Source organism: Mycobacterium sp. NPDC004974 (assembly GCF_053600815.1).
The window spans coordinates 1-17,204 of sequence record NZ_JBSGAQ010000011.1 but is presented as its reverse complement, the minus strand read 5'-3'; the positions used below and the strand labels follow the sequence as shown (position 1 = coordinate 17,204).

Here is a 17,204-nt window from a genome sequence, read left to right as displayed (position 1 = left end):
GTTTATTAACCTCCCGGTGCCGGATATGACAGGATGTAACCGTGTCCTCGCCCTCAAACGTCGGCGCGCTGCACGCCAGCGTGCTCACCGCGCTCGGCACCGGAATCGTCTCCGGCGAGCTGGCGGCTGACCAGGTGCTGACCCTGGACCGGCTCAGCACCGAGCACGAGGTATCCCGCAGCGTCGCCCGCGAGGTGATCCGGGTGCTGGAGTCGATGGGCATGGTGGAATCGCGGCGCCGGGTCGGGATCACCGTCCAGCCCTCGCGCAAGTGGAATGTGTTCGACCCCAGACTGATCCGCTGGCGCCTGCAGGCCGGCGACCGCGCCGCGCTGCTGGCATCACTGTCGGAACTTCGGCGGGGTTTTGAACCTGCCGCCGCAGCGCTCGCCGCGCGGCGGGCCAACCCGGATCAATGCCGAATCCTGGCCGCTGCGGTCTCGGACATGGTGGTGCACGGCCGTTCCGGCAATCTCGACGCATACCTGTTGGCCGACAAGGTTTTCCACCAGACACTCCTGGATGCCAGCGGCAACGAGATGTTCCGTGCACTCAACGACGTCGTGGCCGAGGTCCTGGCCGGACGTACCCAACGCGGGCTGATGCCGGACTCCCCCAACCCGGCGGCCATCGCGTTGCACGACGAGGTGGCCCGGGCCATACGGCTGCGCGACGAGGACTCCGCCGAACGGGCGATGCGGGCCATCATCGACGAGGCCGCCACCGCGGTGATCGACGGCGACGGACCCGATGCTTAACTAGCTGTATGGGTCGTTCTCCGGCATTGGCACGTCGTTTCTTCGACCGGCTGGAGCCGGTACACGGGGTCACCTACTTCGCCCCGGAATCGCTCGCGGCATTCGCGGACTTGGGCTACCCCGGCTTCTGGATGGGGTACTTCGGCGCCCGCTCAGCCCCGCTGGGCATCGTGCCGCCCGAAGTCGTCGCCGCGGCCTTCTACAACTTCACCACCGAACGGGTGTCCAGGGCCCTGCCCGCGGCCTGGGACAAGGCAAGTCCGGCAAGGCTTCTGCAGGTGCGGTCGGACTCGGCGGTCGCGGCGCTGCGGCGCTCCGGGGTGATCGACTCAGAGTCCACGCGCCTCGCGGCCGAGCTGACCGCCAAGGCCGCCCGCACCGCGCCGTTGGATGGCCGGCCGCTCTACGCCGCCAACCGGGCCCTGCCGTGGCCGGACGAGCCGGTCGCCAAACTCTGGCACGCGGTCACCCTGCTGCGTGAGCAACGCGGCGACGGCCATATCGCGGTGCTGGTCGCCGAGGGCATCAGCGGCCGGGAATGCAATGTGCTGCACGCCGCGGCCGGGCGGGTGCCGCGCGAGATGATCATGCGCGGCCGCGACTACGACGACGAGCAGTGGGCGGAATACGTCGAGCGATTGCGGTCGCGTGGCTGGTTGGACGACGGGGGCGACCTCACCGACGCCGGCCGAGACATCAAGCAGGCCATCGAGGACCGCACCGATGCCCTGGCCCTCGGTGCGCTGGATGCGTTGACCGACGACGAGATCACCACCCTGTTCCGGGTGCTGACACCGATCACCCGGCAGGTGGTGGCCGCCGGGGACGTTCCGGCCGCCACACCGATGGGTCTGAACCGCGACGACCTCGAGGACGACAGCGCCCATCTGGGCTGACGGTCAGCGCGGGGCGTACATGATCAGACCGACGCCCGCCAGGGCCACGAGTGCACCGGTGACGTCCCAGCGGTCGGGCCGGAAACCGTCGGCGGCCATGCCCCACAACAACGAACCGGCGATGAACACCCCGCCGTAGGCGGCCAGCACCCGACCGAAATGGGCGTCGGGCTGGAACGCCGCGACGAAGCCGTAGGCGCCGAGCGCGATCACCCCGGCGCCCATCCACATCCAACCGCGATGCTCGCGGACGCCCTGCCACACCAGCCAGGCCCCGCCGATCTCCAATACCGCGGCGAGGACGAACAGTGCGATCGATTTGGCTACCATCACCACCCCAGCGTGCCGTGAGCGTGCGCAAAAATCGAAACCAGCGCGGCGTGTCGCCGGCATACCCGCACGCTCGCGGCGTCTGGGTTTCGAGCGCTGGGGCTATGCGACGCCTAAGTACGCGGCGCGAATGCTGTCGTCTGCCAACAATTCCCGCGCATCACCGGTACGGGTGACGTTGCCGGTCTCCAGGATGTAGGCGCGGTCGGACCGGCTCAGCGCCTGCTGGGCGTTCTGCTCGACCAGCAACACCGTGGTGCCCTGGGCGTTGATCTCGGAAATGATCTTGAAGATCTGCGAGATCACCATCGGCGCCAGCCCCATCGACGGCTCGTCGAGCAACAGCACCCTGGGCCGGGCCATCAGCGCCCGGCCGATGGCCAGCATCTGCTGTTCCCCGCCGGAGAGGGTGCCGCCCACCTGCGAGCGCCGCTCGGCCAGCCTGGGGAACGTTTCGAACACCCAGTCCAACCGTTCGTCATGCTCCGCGCGGGACGCGAATTTGCGTCCATAGCAACCCATCTCGAGGTTCTCCAGCACGGTCATGCCGGGGAACACCCCGCGACCCTCGGGAGCCTGGATCAGCCCGTCGATCACGCGCTGATGTGCTTTCACCCGGGAGATGTCGCGACCCTCGAACCAGACCGAGCCCGAGGTCAGCGGCCGGAGGCCCGAGATCGCCCGCATCACGGTCGTCTTGCCGGCTCCGTTGGAGCCCAGCAGGGTCACCAACTCCCCCTCGTGCACCACCAGCGAAACCCCGTGCAACGCCTTGATCCGGCCGTAGTGCACCACCGCATCGCGCACCTCGAGCAGCACCGGCGGGCTGGTCTCAGCCGAGCTCGTCATCGGGTACCCCCAGATACGCGGCGATGACCTTCGGGTCCTCGCGGATTTCGTGTGGCAATCCGTCGGCGATCTTGCGGCCGAATTCGAGCACCACGATGCGGTCGGTCACGCCCATCACCAGACGCATGTCGTGCTCGATCAACAGCACGGTGTAGCCGTCGTCGCGGATCTTGCGGATCAGCTCGATCAGTGACGCCTTCTCGGCCGGGTTGAACCCGGCGGCCGGCTCGTCCAGGCACAACAGCTTGGGCTCGGTGGCCAGTGCGCGGGCGATCTCAAGGCGGCGTTGGTCACCGTAGGGCAGATTCTTGGCCTTCTCCTCGCCACGATGGGCGATCCCGACAAAGTGAAGTAATGCAGCCGCTCGCTCGATCGCCGACCGCTCCTCGCGGCGATGGCGTGGGGAACGCACCAGAGCTCCGGGCACCGAGGTCTTGTGCCGCGCATCGGTTCCCACCATCACGTTCTCCAGCGCGGTCATCTCGCCGAAGAGCCGGATGTTCTGGAACGTACGGGCGATTCCACGACGCGTGATCTGGTGGCGCTTGATCCGGCCCAGCGGGGCGCCGTCGAAGATGACCGATCCCGAGCTGGGCCGGTAGACGCCGGTGATCGCGTTGAAGCAGGTGGTCTTGCCCGCACCGTTGGGGCCGATCAGACCGAGGATCTCACCGCGGCGGATGTTGAAGCTGACCGAGTCCAGGGCGACCAGGCCACCGAACTTGACCGTGAGATCCTGTGTCTCCAACAGGATCTCACCCTCGGCTGCCTGGATTTCCCGGTGTACCCCGGCCAGTTCTTCGACGCTCCCGGTCAGGCCGGGCATGGGCTCGGTCACAGCGCCGGCTCCTTGTCCGTATTGCCGCGCAACAACTGTCGAGCCGATCTGCCATAGGTCAACAGCTGCTGGCGCACGGGGAACAGCCCCTGCGGCCGGAAGATCATCAGCACCACCAGCGCGAGGCCGAAGAACAGGTACTTCAGATCGCCGAGGTTGATCCCGAGGAACTCGACCCCCAAAAGCCGGTTGGGCAGATACACGATGATGAACGCGCCGAAGATGACGCCGAGTTTGTTGCCCTGACCGCCCAGTACCACCGCGCACAGGAACAACATCGAGTTGATGATGTTGAACGTCGGCGGCGCGACGTACTGGACCTGGCCGGCATAGAGCGCACCCGAGAGGCCACCGATCGCGGCGCCGATCACGAAAGCCCACAGCTTGAACCGGAAGGTGTTGACGCCCATCACCTCTGCGGCATCCTCGTCCTCGCGGACCGCCACCCAGGCGCGCCCCACGCGGCTGCGCTCCAGGTTGCCGACCAACAGCAGGATGCCGATCATCAGGATCAGCCCCAGCCAGAACCACCAGGTGCCGTAGTTCGCCTCACCGGCCGAGTTACCGCTGGAGAACACGCCGTTGGGCAGCTTCTCGCTTTCCCCCAGCCGTGGGTACGCGACCTGATTGAGCCCTCGCGAACCGTTGGTGACGTCGGACAGGTTGTCGGCGAGCAGGCGAATGATCTCACCGAATCCGAGGGTGACGATGGCCAGATAGTCTCCGCGCAACCGCAGGGTGGGCGTTCCCAGGATGAGCCCGGCCAGCGCGGTGACCGCCATGGCCAGCGGCACACAGGACAGCCACGCCCAGTCCTTGCTGAGAAACCCGTTGGGACCCACCTTGTTCCACGGGCTGTCGGGGCTGGTCAGCAGCGCGACGGTGTAGGCGCCGACCGCGTAGAAGCCGACATAACCGAGGTCGAGCAGGCCCGCCTGCCCGACGACGACGTTGAGCCCGATCGCGATGATGGCGACCATCGCGAACTGGGCCATGGTGCCGCCGAAACTGATGCCCGTGGTGTTGAGGAAGCTCGGGGTGAACAACGGCAGCAGCGCCAGCAATCCGAAACCCAGCACCCCGACAAGCCATTTGGCCATCCGGGGCAGCGTGGACCACCAGTCGCGAATGGCGTCGCCGGGAGCCAGCAGCGTCCTGGTCACCGACCCGGCGGACTCTGAACCGTGATGCTCGCTCATACCCGCGCCCTCCCGAGGCTTTCACCGAGTATGCCGGTCGGCCGGAATAGCAGGACCAGCACCAGCAGAACGAATGCCACGACGTCGCGCCACTGCGTTCCGAAGACCGCCTGCCCGTAGTTCTCCATGATGCCCAGGAGCAGACCGCCCAGCAGGGCGCCGCGGAGATTACCGATGCCGCCCAGCACCGCCGCCGAGAATGCCTTGATACCGAGCAGAAATCCGCCCGAGTAGATGATGCCCTGCGGCACCTTCAACGTATAGAGCAGCGCCGCGGCACCCGCCAGCAGACCGCCGATGAGGAAGGTCCGCATGATGATGCGTTCCCGGGAGACCCCCATCAGTGTCGCCGTGGTCGGGTCCTGCGCGACGGCCCGGATACCGCGGCCGAACTTCGTGCGATTGATCGCGATGTCGGTCAGCACCGCGAGCACCAGCGCCGCGCCCACGATCACCAGCGTCACGTTCGACACCGTGGCGCCGAAAATCGTGAATTGAGCCTTCGGCTGGACCAGGACGATGGGCTGTTGCGCGTTACTCCCGCCGTAGCCCTTCATCAGCTTCGGCAACACGAAGTGCACGAACTCCTGCAGCACGAACGACATTCCGATGGCCGTGATCAGGAAGGTCAGGGCGCGGGCATTGCGTTTTCGGAGCGGCCGGTAGGCGATGAGTTCCAGCCCGACCGCAGCCGATCCCGAGACCAGCATCGCGAACAGCATGGCGATGGCCAGATACAACACCGTCAGCGCCACGCCTTTGTTGTAGGCATTACCGCTCGGGGTGAACCCGAGGATCACATCCAGACAGAAATACGCGCCGAACATGCCCAGCATGAAGATCTCGGAGTGCGCGAAGTTGATCAGGCGCAGCACGCCGAACACCAGCGTGTAGCCGACTGCCACCAGTGCGTAGATCGCACCCCATGAGAGGCCGTCGATCGTCAACTGCCAGAAGCCGTCTCGCAGGCCATCCAGGTTGAAGCTGATGTTGGATGCCAGGCAGGCGGACTGCTCGACGCACTGGTGGATCATCCGGCGGCGGCTCCTGACTTCGTGATGTGAAACGAAACGCGTCCGAGTCCGGGCTACGGTCTCGGACGCGTTCCGTCAGAGGGACTACTTGACTTCGTACATCCAGATCAAGGTGGTGGTCAGCTCGCCCTTGTCGGTCCACTGGTACTTGCGTGCCACACCCTGGCCCTCGTACTTGCGGACGAAGTCCAACAGGGCCGGCCGGGTGATGGCACCGGAGTCGATGCCCTTGAGCAGGATGGTGCCCAGGTCATAGCCCTCGGTGCTGTACGTGCCCGGTGCCTGGCCGAACTTCTGGGTGTATTCGTCGGCGAACGCACCGGTCGCCGGGCCGCACGGGCAGGACAGCAACGAACCCTTTGACGATTCGCCTGCCTGCTTGACGAACTGTGGGTCCTTGGTGCCGTCGGCGCTGACGAACGTCGCCGTCACACCGCCGTCCTTGAGCTGCTGCACGAACGGTGCGGCCTCAGAGTAGTAACCGCTGTAGAACACGGAATCCGGCGCGGCACCCTTGATCTGGGTGACCGCAGCCGAGAACTCCTTGTCGCCCTTCTTCACCGAGATGTTGCACGACGAATCGGCAACCGGGCCAAGGGTTTCACGCACCGCTTCGGCCAGTCCGAGCCCATAGTCGGTGCTGTCGTCGACAACGCACACCTTCTTGTTGCCGAGCGTGTTCTTGAGGTAGTTGGCCACCGAGGGACCCTGCACGCCGTCGTTGGCCAGGCCGCGGAAGAAGGTCCGCCACCCGTTCTCACTCAACGTCACGTTGGTGGCCGATGCCGTCGCGGCGACCAGGCCCGCCTGGTTGAACACGTCGCCGGTGGCCTTGGTCTCGCCCGAGAACGCAGGGCCGATCAAGCCGATGATGAACGCCTCGTCGACGATCTGCGGCGCGACGCCGCTCGCCTTCTGCGGATCACCCTCGGTGTCAAAGCTCTTGAGCTGCACCTGGCAGCCGGCGTTGGCGGCGTTGTGCTTGTCGATCGCCAACTGCACGCCGTTCTTGATGTTGATGCCCAGCGCGGCATCCGGGCCGTTGAGCGCGCCCATCATGCCGATCATCACCGGCGGGCAGTTGGCCTTGCCGTCGCCGGCAGGGTCGGCGGGGCTGACACCCTCGGCGGCCTTGATCTCGGCACCGTTCTCGTCGATCTGAACCTTCTCGACGATGTTCAAATTGGTCTGCGATGCCTCGCCTTCCGGCGAGGATTGGTTACAGCCGGCAATCGCCAGGGCAACCACACCCGCACTTCCGAGAGCAAATGCTTTCCGTGCCACGCGACCGCGCACGCTTCACCTCCGGGTCAGAGTTGTCAGCGGCACCGGCGCCCTGACCTTGTGAGGGCTGGGCGCCGGAGCTTCGGGTAGAACATAGCCAACCACCGGCCCGAGTGCGGGATGTTGAGTGAATGGTTCTTCCGTGGATCCTGGGTGAACGTGGAATTTCGGCCCGGCGGAAACCCACAATTAACAACCGGGCCCGCCGATCAGCTCTCCTGAACGGGCGAGTCCTCGGAATCCTCGAGGGTCTCCAGCACCACCTCGGCCACGCGTTTCATGGTGGTACGACGGTCCATCGCGGCCCGCTGAATCCACTTGAAGGCCTCGGGCTCGCTCATCTGGTGTTTGGTCTGCAGCAAACCCTTGGCCCGCTCGACCAGCTTGCGGGTCTCCAGACGATCCCCCAGCGTCGCCACTTCGTTTTCCAGCGCGGCGATCTCGCTGAACCGGCTGACCGCGACCTCGATGGCCGGGACCAGGTCGGTGATGCTGAAGGGCTTGACGAGGTACGCCATCGCCCCGGCATCACGGGCGCGCTCGACGAGCTCCCGCTGGCTGAACGCGGTCAGGATGACGATCGGGGCGATGCGCTTACTGGCGATCTCGGAGGCCGCGTCGATCCCGTCACGACGCGGCATCTTGACGTCCATGATCACCAGGTCCGGGCGGAGTGCCTCGGCGAGTTCGACGGCCTCCTGCCCGTCGCCGGCCTCGCCGACGACCTCGTAGCCCTCTTCACGGAGCATCTCGGCGAGGTCGAGGCGGATGAGCGCCTCATCCTCGGCGATCAGCACTCGGCGGGGGCTATCAGCGTCATTCGGTGACCCGGTCATGGGAAACATTGTGTCGTGGAGGCCGCCGTTCGGCGACCGCGGGGCCATCCTCTATGGTGGTAGGCCGCAGCACTGATCGGCACGCCCTCGTATCCCAACTGGCAGAGGAAACGGATTCAAAACCCGTACAGTGTGAGTTCGAATCTCACCGAGGGCACCAGAGAAGTCATTGGAAGGCAGTAGCGCAGACGAAGAGCGCGGCGGGTAGGTACCCGATCAGCGCGACGCCGAACACCCCGCTCAGAACTTTCACCGTCGTGGTTTTGCTTATCACCGCGGCCCGGATCAGTCCGCCATAGCCGACTATCGCCAAAGCAACACTCAGTACCGCTCCCCCGCGCGCCTGCACCATCTCTGTGGTCGACGGATAGGCGCCGCTCATCAGATTTGATGTCAGCGCATCGCTGCTCAAGACGAGAAAGAGTGCCACGAAAGAAACCGCCAGGATGATTGCCGAGGCCACGGCAACCGTGGTGGCCGTCTTCCGTCTGCCGTCGGGAACTTCATACATACGAGCGGACGCTACGGCAGCAAGTCTTCGAAACGTGGCTGCACCGCCCGGATCGCGCCATGAGGCCAAACGCACCCGTCTTCCGACTGACCGACGGTAGGTTGAGCCCTGCGCTGCATTGTGCCCGCGGGCAGTCGATGCTGCGACGGACGACAGGAGGATTGTGAAAGCCGTTGCGAGAGTTGTGGGATTCGGGCTCGTCGAGCTCGCCGTGTTCGGCTTGGTGCTGTTCGCCCTCGCCGGAACTTTCGACTTCTGGCAAGCCTGGGCCTTCCTCGTGGTGTTCGCCCTTTCGACGTGGATCCCCACCATCTACCTGCAACGCGCAAACCCTGATGCGCACCAACGGCGCAAGCACGCCGGGCCGGGTGCGGAGACTCGGACCCTGCAGAAAGTCCTCATCGCCGGCTGGTACGCCTCACTGGCGGCAATGGTGGTGGTCAGCGCCCTCGACCATCGCTTCAGCTGGTCGTCGGTGCCGGCAGCGATCTGCGTGGCCGGTGATGTCTTGGTAGCCGTCGGGCTGGGCGTCACGAGCCTGGTGGTCATCCAGAACAGCTTCGCGGCCTCCACCGTCCAGGTGGAGTCGGATCAGAAGCTCGTCTCCACGGGCCTGTACGGGCTCGTGCGGCACCCCATGTACACCGGCAACGTGCTGACGATCATCGGCTTCCCCCTGGCACTCGGCTCCTACTGGGGTCTCCTGCCCGTCATACCGGGCGTCGTCATGCTCATCGTCCGCATCCGGGATGAAGAGAAGCTACTGGTCGAAGAGTTGGACGGATACCGCGAGTACGCGCAGAAAGCCCGCTACCGCCTGGTGCCCTATATGTGGTGATCGCCGCGCCGGTCCCCCGCGGTCGGCGCGGCGACCGTTCACTGCGCCGGCGCGTTTGCCAACTCCTGGGCCAGGCGCCGCACCGACGGGGCATCGAACAGTGTGAGCATCGTGAGTTCGACGTCGAGAGCTCCGTTGATCGCGGCGATAGCACGCATCGCAGAAATCGAATCACCGCCCAAATCGAAGAACGACTCCTCCACCCCGACCCGGTCCACACCGAGCACCTCGGCATAGATGCTGGCCAGGATCTGCTCAATCAAGGTGGCCGGGGGGCGATAGGCGCCGTCGGTCCCAGATGTTGCGGGCTCAGGTGCCCCTGTCGTCGCCAACGGAGCCAACGCCGCTGTGCGGCCCCACCTATCCAGGAGCGACTTCTCTGTCCTCTTGAGCAGATCCAGGGACGACAACCGGCGGCCCGGATGAGCGGTCATCTCCACCAATGCCTTCTTGAACCGCTCCATGAGCGCTTCGATGGTCTCCGCGTCGAACACATCGGTGTCATATTGGACGCGAAGCTCCAACTCGCGGCCCGGCCCGGCTTGCACCGCGATCGGATAGTGGTAGTAGTCGCGGCTGCTGAAACCAGTGATGGCCAATCCGTCCCCGCCCGGTTGCGTTCCGACGTCAGTCGGGTAGTTCTCGTAGACGAAGACGGTGTCGAACAACTTGTCCTGGCCGGTCATGCGATGGATGTCGCTGAGCGCCACGTGCTGGTGTTCGAGCGTGTCGTTGTGGGCACTTTGCAGCTGGTCCAGCAGGTCCGCCGTGGTCGTGTCCGGGGTGAAGGTGGCCCGCACCGGCACCGTGTTGATCAGCAGGCCCACCATCGAATCCGCGCCGTCCACCTCCGGCGACCTACCGGAGACGACAGTTCCGAAGGCGACGTCATGTTCTCCGGTCAGCGAGCTGAGCAAAAGTGCCCAGGCCCCCTGCAATACGACGTTGACGGTGGTGTGATGCGAGCGCGCCAGCTTGGTGAGGGCCCTCGTCGTCTTCGCAGGCAGCCGATACGAGCCGACGCTTCGCTGCCCGAACCGCAGCTGTTGCGGCGGTCCCACGAGAATCGGAGTGTCGAAACCGGCCAACACCTCACGCCACGCCGCATGGGCGGCATGGTGATCGCGCTCGGCCAGCCATGTCATGAAACTGCGATACGGCGAGGCCGCGGGCAGCCGCAGTCCCTGGTAGCAGGCGAAGACCTCCTGCATCAGGATCGGCATCGACCAGCCGTCGAGCACGATGTGGTGATTGGTCAGTACAAACCGGTGCCGGTCGTTCGCGATGCGGATGAGCGCGGTTCGGAAGGCGGGCTGGTTCTCGAGGTCGCACACTGCGGCACGTTCGGCCGCGCAGATCTCCTCGATCTGCTCGTCGACGCCAATGCTGTTGGCATCCAACTCGATATACCGCCAGGGCGTCACCGGATCGGTGGGAATTACCTGCACGGGTTGCTCGAATTGTGGACAGAAGCGGGCCGCCAGATGCGGATGTCGGCTGACCACTGTCTGCACGGCGTCATGGAGCCGGTGCACATCGAGCGGACCACTCAATGCCAGGTCGAGTTGCACCGCGTAGACGTCATCACCGGACGAGTTCGCAATGCCGGCGTGGTACAGGAGTCCCTGCTGCAAGGGCGTCAGCAGAAGCACGTCGGCAATGGGGAATTCGCTGTGCAGCGCATCGATCTGCTGCTGCCCCAGCCGTGCTGGTGCGATGTCCGACGGGGTCAACCCGCCTCCACCCCGCCTGACATGGGCACAGATACCCGCCAGGGCGTCGAACCACAACCGGCTGATCCGGGTGACAGCTTCGCGATCCAGCGCGGTGGGCGCCCACGTCCAGGTGGCGTTCAGATGGGGGCCACTGTCGGTGTCGATGGTGACCGCGTTGAGTTCCACCGAGTGCGCCAGCGCGATGGGCATCGCCCCAGCGGCGCCGGTCAACGACAAGCCTTCCTGGCTGAAGCGCCACACGTCACCCGACGCATACGCCGCCGGGGAGCCCAGCCGGCCCAGGTAGTTGAACCCGATCACCGGATCGGATCCGGCCAGATCGACGTCGGGGTTGAGGTAGCGCAGTAGGCCGTAGGTCAGGCCGTCGGGCAGCGCCCGGAGCTGCTCTTTGGCATCCTTGATGACCGCACCGAGCGCCGCGTCGCCAGCTACCACCTGCGTCCAGCGCAGCCCGCCACCGCGGCCCCCGAAGTGCAACGACACCGGGTACTTGGTGGTGAACCAGCCGACCGTGCGCGACAGGTCGATATCTCGGTCGTCAGGGCCGCTCAGACCGGCCAACTCCTCTTGACGCCCGTGACCTTCCACATCGATCGCGATCGGCGCGCCGCCAGTGCCCAGGTACTGCGCCCACGCCAAGGCAAACGCGATCAGCAGGATCTCCTGCACTCCGGCGTGAAATGCCGCCGGCACGTCGCCGAGCAGCATGTGGGTGGTCTCGGCGTCCAGGAATTCCGACAGGTATCCGGCGGTCGCGAACGTATCCTCAGCGGGCCGCGGGGCGGGCAACGCGGGCGGGATGCCTGTCACCTGCCGCCACGCCTCCGCCTGGCCGACCACCTCGGGGTCGCGCGCATACTCGGCCAGCACTTCGGCCCATCCCTTGAACGACGTCCCCGCCGGCGGCAGCAGCACGGGCTGCTCGCCGCGATGCTGAGTCCAGGCGATATTGAGGTCCTCCAACACAATTCGCCATGACACGCCGTCGACCGCCATATGGTGTACGACCAACGCCAGCTGTCCCGTGGCCGAACTCCACAACGCGCTCAACATCGCCCCGGCGGCAGGATTCAACCGCGACCGCGCCGCTGCCAGCGCGTCTTCCGTCAACAGGTCGACCGTGTGCAGGTAACCTCGCGCGTCCACCATGTCCGCTTCTGGCACCGTCAACGACCATCCGCCGGCGCCGTCATCCTCGGCGCGTAACCGGAGCATGCCGTGCCGATCGAGCAAGGCCTGCAACAGAATTACGACGTCGTCCTCGGAGGCACCAGCGGGCGCCTGCAGCACCACGGTCTGATTGAACTCGTCGATCGGGCCGTCGGCGCGTTCCAGGCTCTTCAACCACCGCATGATCGGGGTCGCCACCACCGGGCCGAGCCCTTCGTCGATCACACCGCCGGTGCTGTCGGCCATCCTGACCACCCGCGCGAGCCGGGCCACGGTCTGCTGGACGAAGATGTCGCGTGGTCGACCGGTCAGGCCGGCGCCGTGCGCGCGCCAGATCACCTGAATGGCCGAAATGCTGTCTCCACCAAGGTCGAAGAACGAGTCGTCGACTCCGACCTGCTCCAGCCCGAGGACCTCGGCGAAGATGCCGGCCAGAAGTTCCTCGACACGAGTGGCCGGAGCACGGTAACGATCGATGTCCTGGTATTCCGGTGCCGGCAGCGCACGAACATCGAGTTTGCCGTTGACCGTCAATGGCAGAGCCTCGATCTCTACCACCGCGGTCGGGACCATGTAGGACGGGAGCTTTGTCGCGAGTTCGGCACGCAGCTCATCGGGATCGGCGGTTCCCGTGACGTAACCGACCAGACGCTTGTCTCCCGGACGGTCTTCACGGGCGATCACCACCGCCTGCTCGACCCCATCCAAAGCCCTCAACGCCGACTGGATCTCACCGAGTTCGATGCGGTACCCGCGGATCTTGACCTGCTCATCCGCACGCCCGAGGTACTGCAGCTCCCCGTCCGGGCGCCAACAGACCAGATCCCCGGTGCGATACATCCGCTGTCCCGGCACTCCGAACGGACACGCCACAAACCGCGTCGCACTCAACCCGGCCCGGCCCACGTAGCCGGCACCCAAACCCGCACCGGCCACATACAACTCACCCACCACGCCGACCGGCACCGGCCGCAACCAGCGATCCAGGACGACAAAGGCCAGGTGCTTCAGCGGAACACCGATCGGGCTGACCGCGACCTCGGTATCGGCGGCGGTGATCTCCCGGAACGACGCGTGCACCGTCGTCTCGGTGATCCCGTACATATTGATCAACCGCGGAAGCACCGGATGGTCCTGCAACCACTCCCCCAGCCGTGTCGGGTCCAGCGCCTCGCCGCCGAACACGACCAACTCGAGTTGGAGCTCAGAACCTGCTCCCGGGGAAAGCTCGTCCACCGTTTGCAGCGCATAGAACGCAGACGGCGTCTGACTCAACACACTGACGCGCTCGGCGACCAGCAAGGCATGGAACTCTTCAGGCGATCGGGCCACCGAATCGGACACCACCACCAGCCGGCCGCCGTGCAGCAGCGCGCCGAAAATCTCCCACACCGAAAAGTCGAAAGCCAACGAATGACACTGCGTCCACACCTGACCCGCAGACAACTCGAGATCGGCGTCCAGCGCCTGTAGCAACCGGGTCACATTGTGGTGCGGGATCGCGACGCCTTTCGGCGTGCCCGTGGTACCGGAGGTGTAGATCAGATAAGCGATATCGTCCGGGCGGGGTCCCACCTGCGGTGCGCTGTACGGCCGTTCGGCGACCGCGGCGTCGTCGATGGTAATCACACGCAACCGATGCCCGCTCAGGCGGTCGACCAGATCAGCGGTGGTTACCGCGGCCACCGCGGCGGAGTCGGTCACCACGAACTCCAGTCGGGAGTCGGGTACCGCTGGGTCGATCGGCACATACGCCGCACCGGTCTTGAGCACCGCGAAAATCGCCACGATCGCCTCGACTGACCGCGAACACAGCAGGACCACTCGCTGCCCCGGGCCCACACCCTGCTCGATAAGCCTGTGCGCCAAGCGATTCGCGGCGCGATCGAGCTCTCCATATGTGATGTGTCTGCCGTCGGAAATGACCGCCGTCGCATCAGAATCGCGGGCCACCTGTGCCTCGAACAACGCGGGAATCGACACCGGGTCGGGTGCCGGGCGCGTCAGTGTCGCCAGATTGCCAACCGTATTCAGACGTGCCTGCTCATCGGCATCGAGCACATCGATCGCGGACAGTCGCCGGGTCGGGTCGAGGGCCATCGCCTCGAGCACCCGCTGCAACCGATCGATCAACGCTTCGACGCTTGCTGCGTCGAACACGTCAGTGCGGAACTCCACGGTCCCGGAAATCCCTGCGGCCTCGCCGGTTTCAGTCCAGCACTCGGCCAACGAGAAGGACAGATCCATGCGCGCGGTGTGGGTGTCCAGCGGAAGCTGGGTGGCTTCCAGATCTCCCAGCACCAAACCGCCACCGGCAGCATCGGCCTGTCCCGGAACGTTCTGCCAGGCCAACATCACCTGCACCAGAGGGTGATGGGTCAACGAACGGGTTGGATTGAGTCGTTCGACGAGTACCTCGAAAGGCACATCCTGGTGCTCGAAGGCGCCGAGGCTGCGGGCTCGCACTTGAGCCAGCACCTCGGTAATGCTGGGATCTCCAGCCAGATCCGCGCGTAGCACCAACGTGTTGACGAAAAACCCGACCAGCTCATCGAGGGCTGGATCACGACGTCCGGCGATCGGGAAGCCAACGGCCACATCGGAACTTGAGCTCAGCTTCGAGAGCAGGGTCAGCAGCGCCGCCTGGATCACCATGAACTTGGTCGCGTTGTGATCGCGAGCCAGGCGAGCAACCTGCTGCTGCAGTTCGGCCGGCCACGCCACATCAACCCTGTCGCCATGATGGTCAGCCACCAGGGGATACGGGCGGTCGGTCGGCAACGCCACCCGTTCAGGCATCCCGGCAAGTGATTCCGCCCAGAAACTCAGTTGCTGAGAGATACGGCTGGCACTGTCCTCCAGATCGCCGAGCTGCCTGCGCTGCCACAGGGTGTAATCGGCATATTGGACCGCCAGCGGTTCCCAGCCGGGCGCGTTCCCTGCGCGCCGACTGACATATGCCGTCCCCAGATCGGCCACCAGCGGCGTGATCGACCAGCCGTCGGCGGCGATGTGGTGCACTACCGTGACCAGCACATGCTTGTCCTCGGCAACGCGGAAAATCGTTGCCCGGAAGGGGATCTCGGCAGCCAGGTCGAAACTGTGCCGCGCCGCTACCTCGACGGCGTCCTGCAACCGGCTGGCGGACCATCCGGCGGCGTCGACGACGTCCCAGGAGAACCTGGTCTGCTCGGCGGGAACAACCAACTGCTGAGGCGTCCCGTCGACCGTCGGGAATAACGTGCGCAGGCTCTCGTGGCGACCGAGCAGGTCCGCGAAGGCCGCGCCCAGCGCATCGGCATCGACCCGACCGTCAAGCTGCAACCCTGCCACCAAGTTGTAAACCGGTGAGGGGCCCTGCAATTGGTCGATGAACCACAACCGGCTCTGCGCGAACGACAGGGGCATCACCTCTGGCCGCTCGACGGCCAGCAACGGCTGCCGCCGAGCCTCATCACCACCGATGCGATGGACCAACTGGGCTACCGTTGGGGCATCGAATACGACGCGCTCTTCGAGGCCGGCGTCCAAGGTTCTGTTGAGCGCGGCGACCAGGCGCATGGCCTGTAGAGAATCCCCGCCGAGATCGAAGAAGGAGTCGTCCACGCCGACACGGTCCAGTCCGAGGATCTGGGCGTAGATCCCGGCCAGGATCTCCTCGGTCGGAGTCGACGGGGCCCGATAGTCATCGATGTGCTGATATTCCGGTGCAGGCAAAGCCTTCTTGTCGAGCTTGCCGTTGACCGTCAACGGCAACGCATCAATCACCACAACCGCGGTGGGCACCATATAGGCCGGCAGCTTCTCCCCCAGCGCGGCACGGGCTGCCGACGGATCGGCGGTCCCGGTGATGTAGCCGACCAGACGCTTGTCGCCGGGACGGTCCTCACGGGCGATCACCACCGCCTGCTCGACCCCAGCCAAAGCCCTCAACGCCGACTCGATCTCACCCAACTCGATGCGATAGCCACGAATCTTGACCTGCTCATCGGCCCGCCCGAGGTACTGCAGCTCCCCTTCCGGGTTCCAAGACACCAGATCCCCGGTGCGATACATCCGCAACCCCGGCGTGTCGGCCTCACCGAACGGACACGCGACGAACCGCGACGCGCTCAGTCCAGAACGACCGACATAGCCATAGCTCAAACCCGCACCGGCCACGTACAACTCGCCCACCACACCCGCAGGCATGGGCCGCAACCAGCGATCCAGCACGAAGAACGCGAGATCGTCCAGAGGTACACCGATCGGACTGACCGCGTTCACCACATCGGCCGCGGTGATCTCCCGGAACGACGCATGCACCGTCGTCTCGGTGATCCCGTACATATTGATCAACCGCGGCGACACCGCATGCCGGTCCAACCACGATGCAAGCCGCTGCGGTTCCAGCGCCTCACCGCCGAACACCACGAGCTCGAGTGAGAGCTGACTGTCAGGCCGGGCGACATCTGCGGCGGCCAGCGCATAGAACGCCGACGGCGTCTGACTCAACACATTCACATGTTCATCGACCAACAACGCGTGGAACTCTTCGGCCGAACGCGTCACCTCTTCGGGCACCACCACGAGCCGGCCGCCGTGCAGCAGTGCGCCGAAAATCTCCCACACCGAAAAGTCGAAAGCCAACGAATGACACTGCGTCCACACCTGACCCGCAGACAACTCGACATCGGCGTCCACCGCCCGCAGCAACCGCGCCACATTCCGATGCGCAACCGCCACACCTTTGGGCACACCCGTAGTACCCGACGTGTAGATCAGATACGCGACATCCTCGCCGGTTGGTTCGACCGGCGGTGGAGTACTCGGCCGACCGGCCGTAGCGGAGTCGTTGACATCGATCACCGTCAACCCACGTCCGCCCAACCGATCCACCAGATCAGCGGTGGTCACCACAGCCATCGGCGCGGAGTCAGAGAGCA

Annotated in this window: 12 protein-coding genes, 1 tRNA gene and 1 pseudogene; 4 read left to right on the top strand and 10 right to left on the bottom strand. The window is 65.4% G+C overall.

Annotated features, from left to right (window positions below):
• The first annotated feature begins 41 nt into the window (after window positions 1-41).
• Together ACWEFV_RS22345 and ACWEFV_RS22340 are read left to right on the top strand one after the other, a co-directional pair.
• A complete protein-coding gene (locus tag ACWEFV_RS22345; RefSeq protein WP_450071768.1) occupies window positions 42-758 on the top strand; it encodes a FadR/GntR family transcriptional regulator in 717 nt (238 codons plus the stop codon).
• A gap of 8 nt (window positions 759-766) precedes the next feature.
• Entirely contained in the window at window positions 767-1,654 is an 888-nt protein-coding gene (locus ACWEFV_RS22340) for an SCO6745 family protein (RefSeq protein WP_450071767.1), read from the top strand.
• Between the two features lie 3 nt (window positions 1,655-1,657).
• On the opposite strand, the gene ACWEFV_RS22335 is transcribed toward ACWEFV_RS22340, so the two are convergent.
• From ACWEFV_RS22335 to ACWEFV_RS22305, 7 genes are all read right to left on the bottom strand, one after another.
• Complete coding sequence (locus ACWEFV_RS22335; protein WP_135460043.1) at window positions 1,658-1,984, bottom strand: YnfA family protein; 327 nt, start codon at window positions 1,982-1,984, stop codon at window positions 1,658-1,660.
• Between the two features lie 102 nt (window positions 1,985-2,086).
• Window positions 2,087-2,833, bottom strand: coding sequence for an ABC transporter ATP-binding protein (locus tag ACWEFV_RS22330; RefSeq protein WP_450071766.1), 747 nt, complete (start codon window positions 2,831-2,833; stop codon window positions 2,087-2,089).
• A complete protein-coding gene (locus ACWEFV_RS22325; RefSeq protein ID WP_135460042.1) occupies window positions 2,817-3,659 on the bottom strand; it encodes an ABC transporter ATP-binding protein in 843 nt (280 codons plus the stop codon). The genes ACWEFV_RS22330 and ACWEFV_RS22325 overlap by 17 nt, the downstream gene beginning before the upstream one ends.
• 8 nt (window positions 3,660-3,667) lie before the next feature.
• Complete coding sequence (locus tag ACWEFV_RS22320) at window positions 3,668-4,870, bottom strand: branched-chain amino acid ABC transporter permease (RefSeq protein WP_135454581.1); 1,203 nt, start codon at window positions 4,868-4,870, stop codon at window positions 3,668-3,670.
• Window positions 4,867-5,904: a branched-chain amino acid ABC transporter permease gene (locus tag ACWEFV_RS22315; RefSeq protein ID WP_135454579.1), complete on the bottom strand. Its 1,038-nt coding sequence runs from the start codon at window positions 5,902-5,904 to the stop codon at window positions 4,867-4,869. Before ACWEFV_RS22315 ends, ACWEFV_RS22320 begins: the two co-directional genes overlap by 4 nt.
• A gap of 84 nt (window positions 5,905-5,988) precedes the next feature.
• Window positions 5,989-7,200: a branched-chain amino acid ABC transporter substrate-binding protein gene (locus tag ACWEFV_RS22310; protein ID WP_450071765.1), complete on the bottom strand. Its 1,212-nt coding sequence runs from the start codon at window positions 7,198-7,200 to the stop codon at window positions 5,989-5,991.
• 197 nt (window positions 7,201-7,397) lie between these two features.
• The gene (locus ACWEFV_RS22305; protein ID WP_135454576.1) at window positions 7,398-8,024 is read right to left on the bottom strand and encodes an ANTAR domain-containing response regulator; all 627 of its coding nucleotides are present in this window, start codon (window positions 8,022-8,024) and stop codon (window positions 7,398-7,400) included.
• Between the two features lie 83 nt (window positions 8,025-8,107).
• Here ACWEFV_RS22305 and ACWEFV_RS22300 point away from each other — a divergent pair.
• Window positions 8,108-8,184: transfer RNA gene (locus ACWEFV_RS22300), tRNA-Leu, on the top strand.
• Window positions 8,185-8,190: 6 nt separating this feature from the next.
• Here the strand turns inward: ACWEFV_RS22300 and ACWEFV_RS22295 are convergent.
• A complete protein-coding gene (locus ACWEFV_RS22295) occupies window positions 8,191-8,535 on the bottom strand; it encodes a hypothetical protein (protein WP_450071764.1) in 345 nt (114 codons plus the stop codon).
• 163 nt (window positions 8,536-8,698) lie between these two features.
• Between ACWEFV_RS22295 and ACWEFV_RS22290 the strand changes: the two genes are divergently transcribed.
• A complete protein-coding gene (locus ACWEFV_RS22290) occupies window positions 8,699-9,373 on the top strand; it encodes a methyltransferase family protein (protein WP_450071763.1) in 675 nt (224 codons plus the stop codon).
• A gap of 38 nt (window positions 9,374-9,411) precedes the next feature.
• Here ACWEFV_RS22290 and ACWEFV_RS22285 read toward each other — a convergent pair whose 3' ends face one another.
• Both ACWEFV_RS22285 and ACWEFV_RS22280 read right to left on the bottom strand, forming a co-directional pair.
• Window positions 9,412-15,687 carry an amino acid adenylation domain-containing protein gene (locus ACWEFV_RS22285; protein ID WP_450071912.1) on the bottom strand — a complete coding sequence of 2,092 codons (6,276 nt, stop codon included), beginning with the start codon at window positions 15,685-15,687 and terminating at the stop codon, window positions 9,412-9,414.
• A gap of 114 nt (window positions 15,688-15,801) precedes the next feature.
• Window positions 15,802-17,184, bottom strand: a pseudogene (locus ACWEFV_RS22280) (non-ribosomal peptide synthetase); the annotation flags it as partial.
• Window positions 17,185-17,204: the final 20 nt, after the last annotated feature.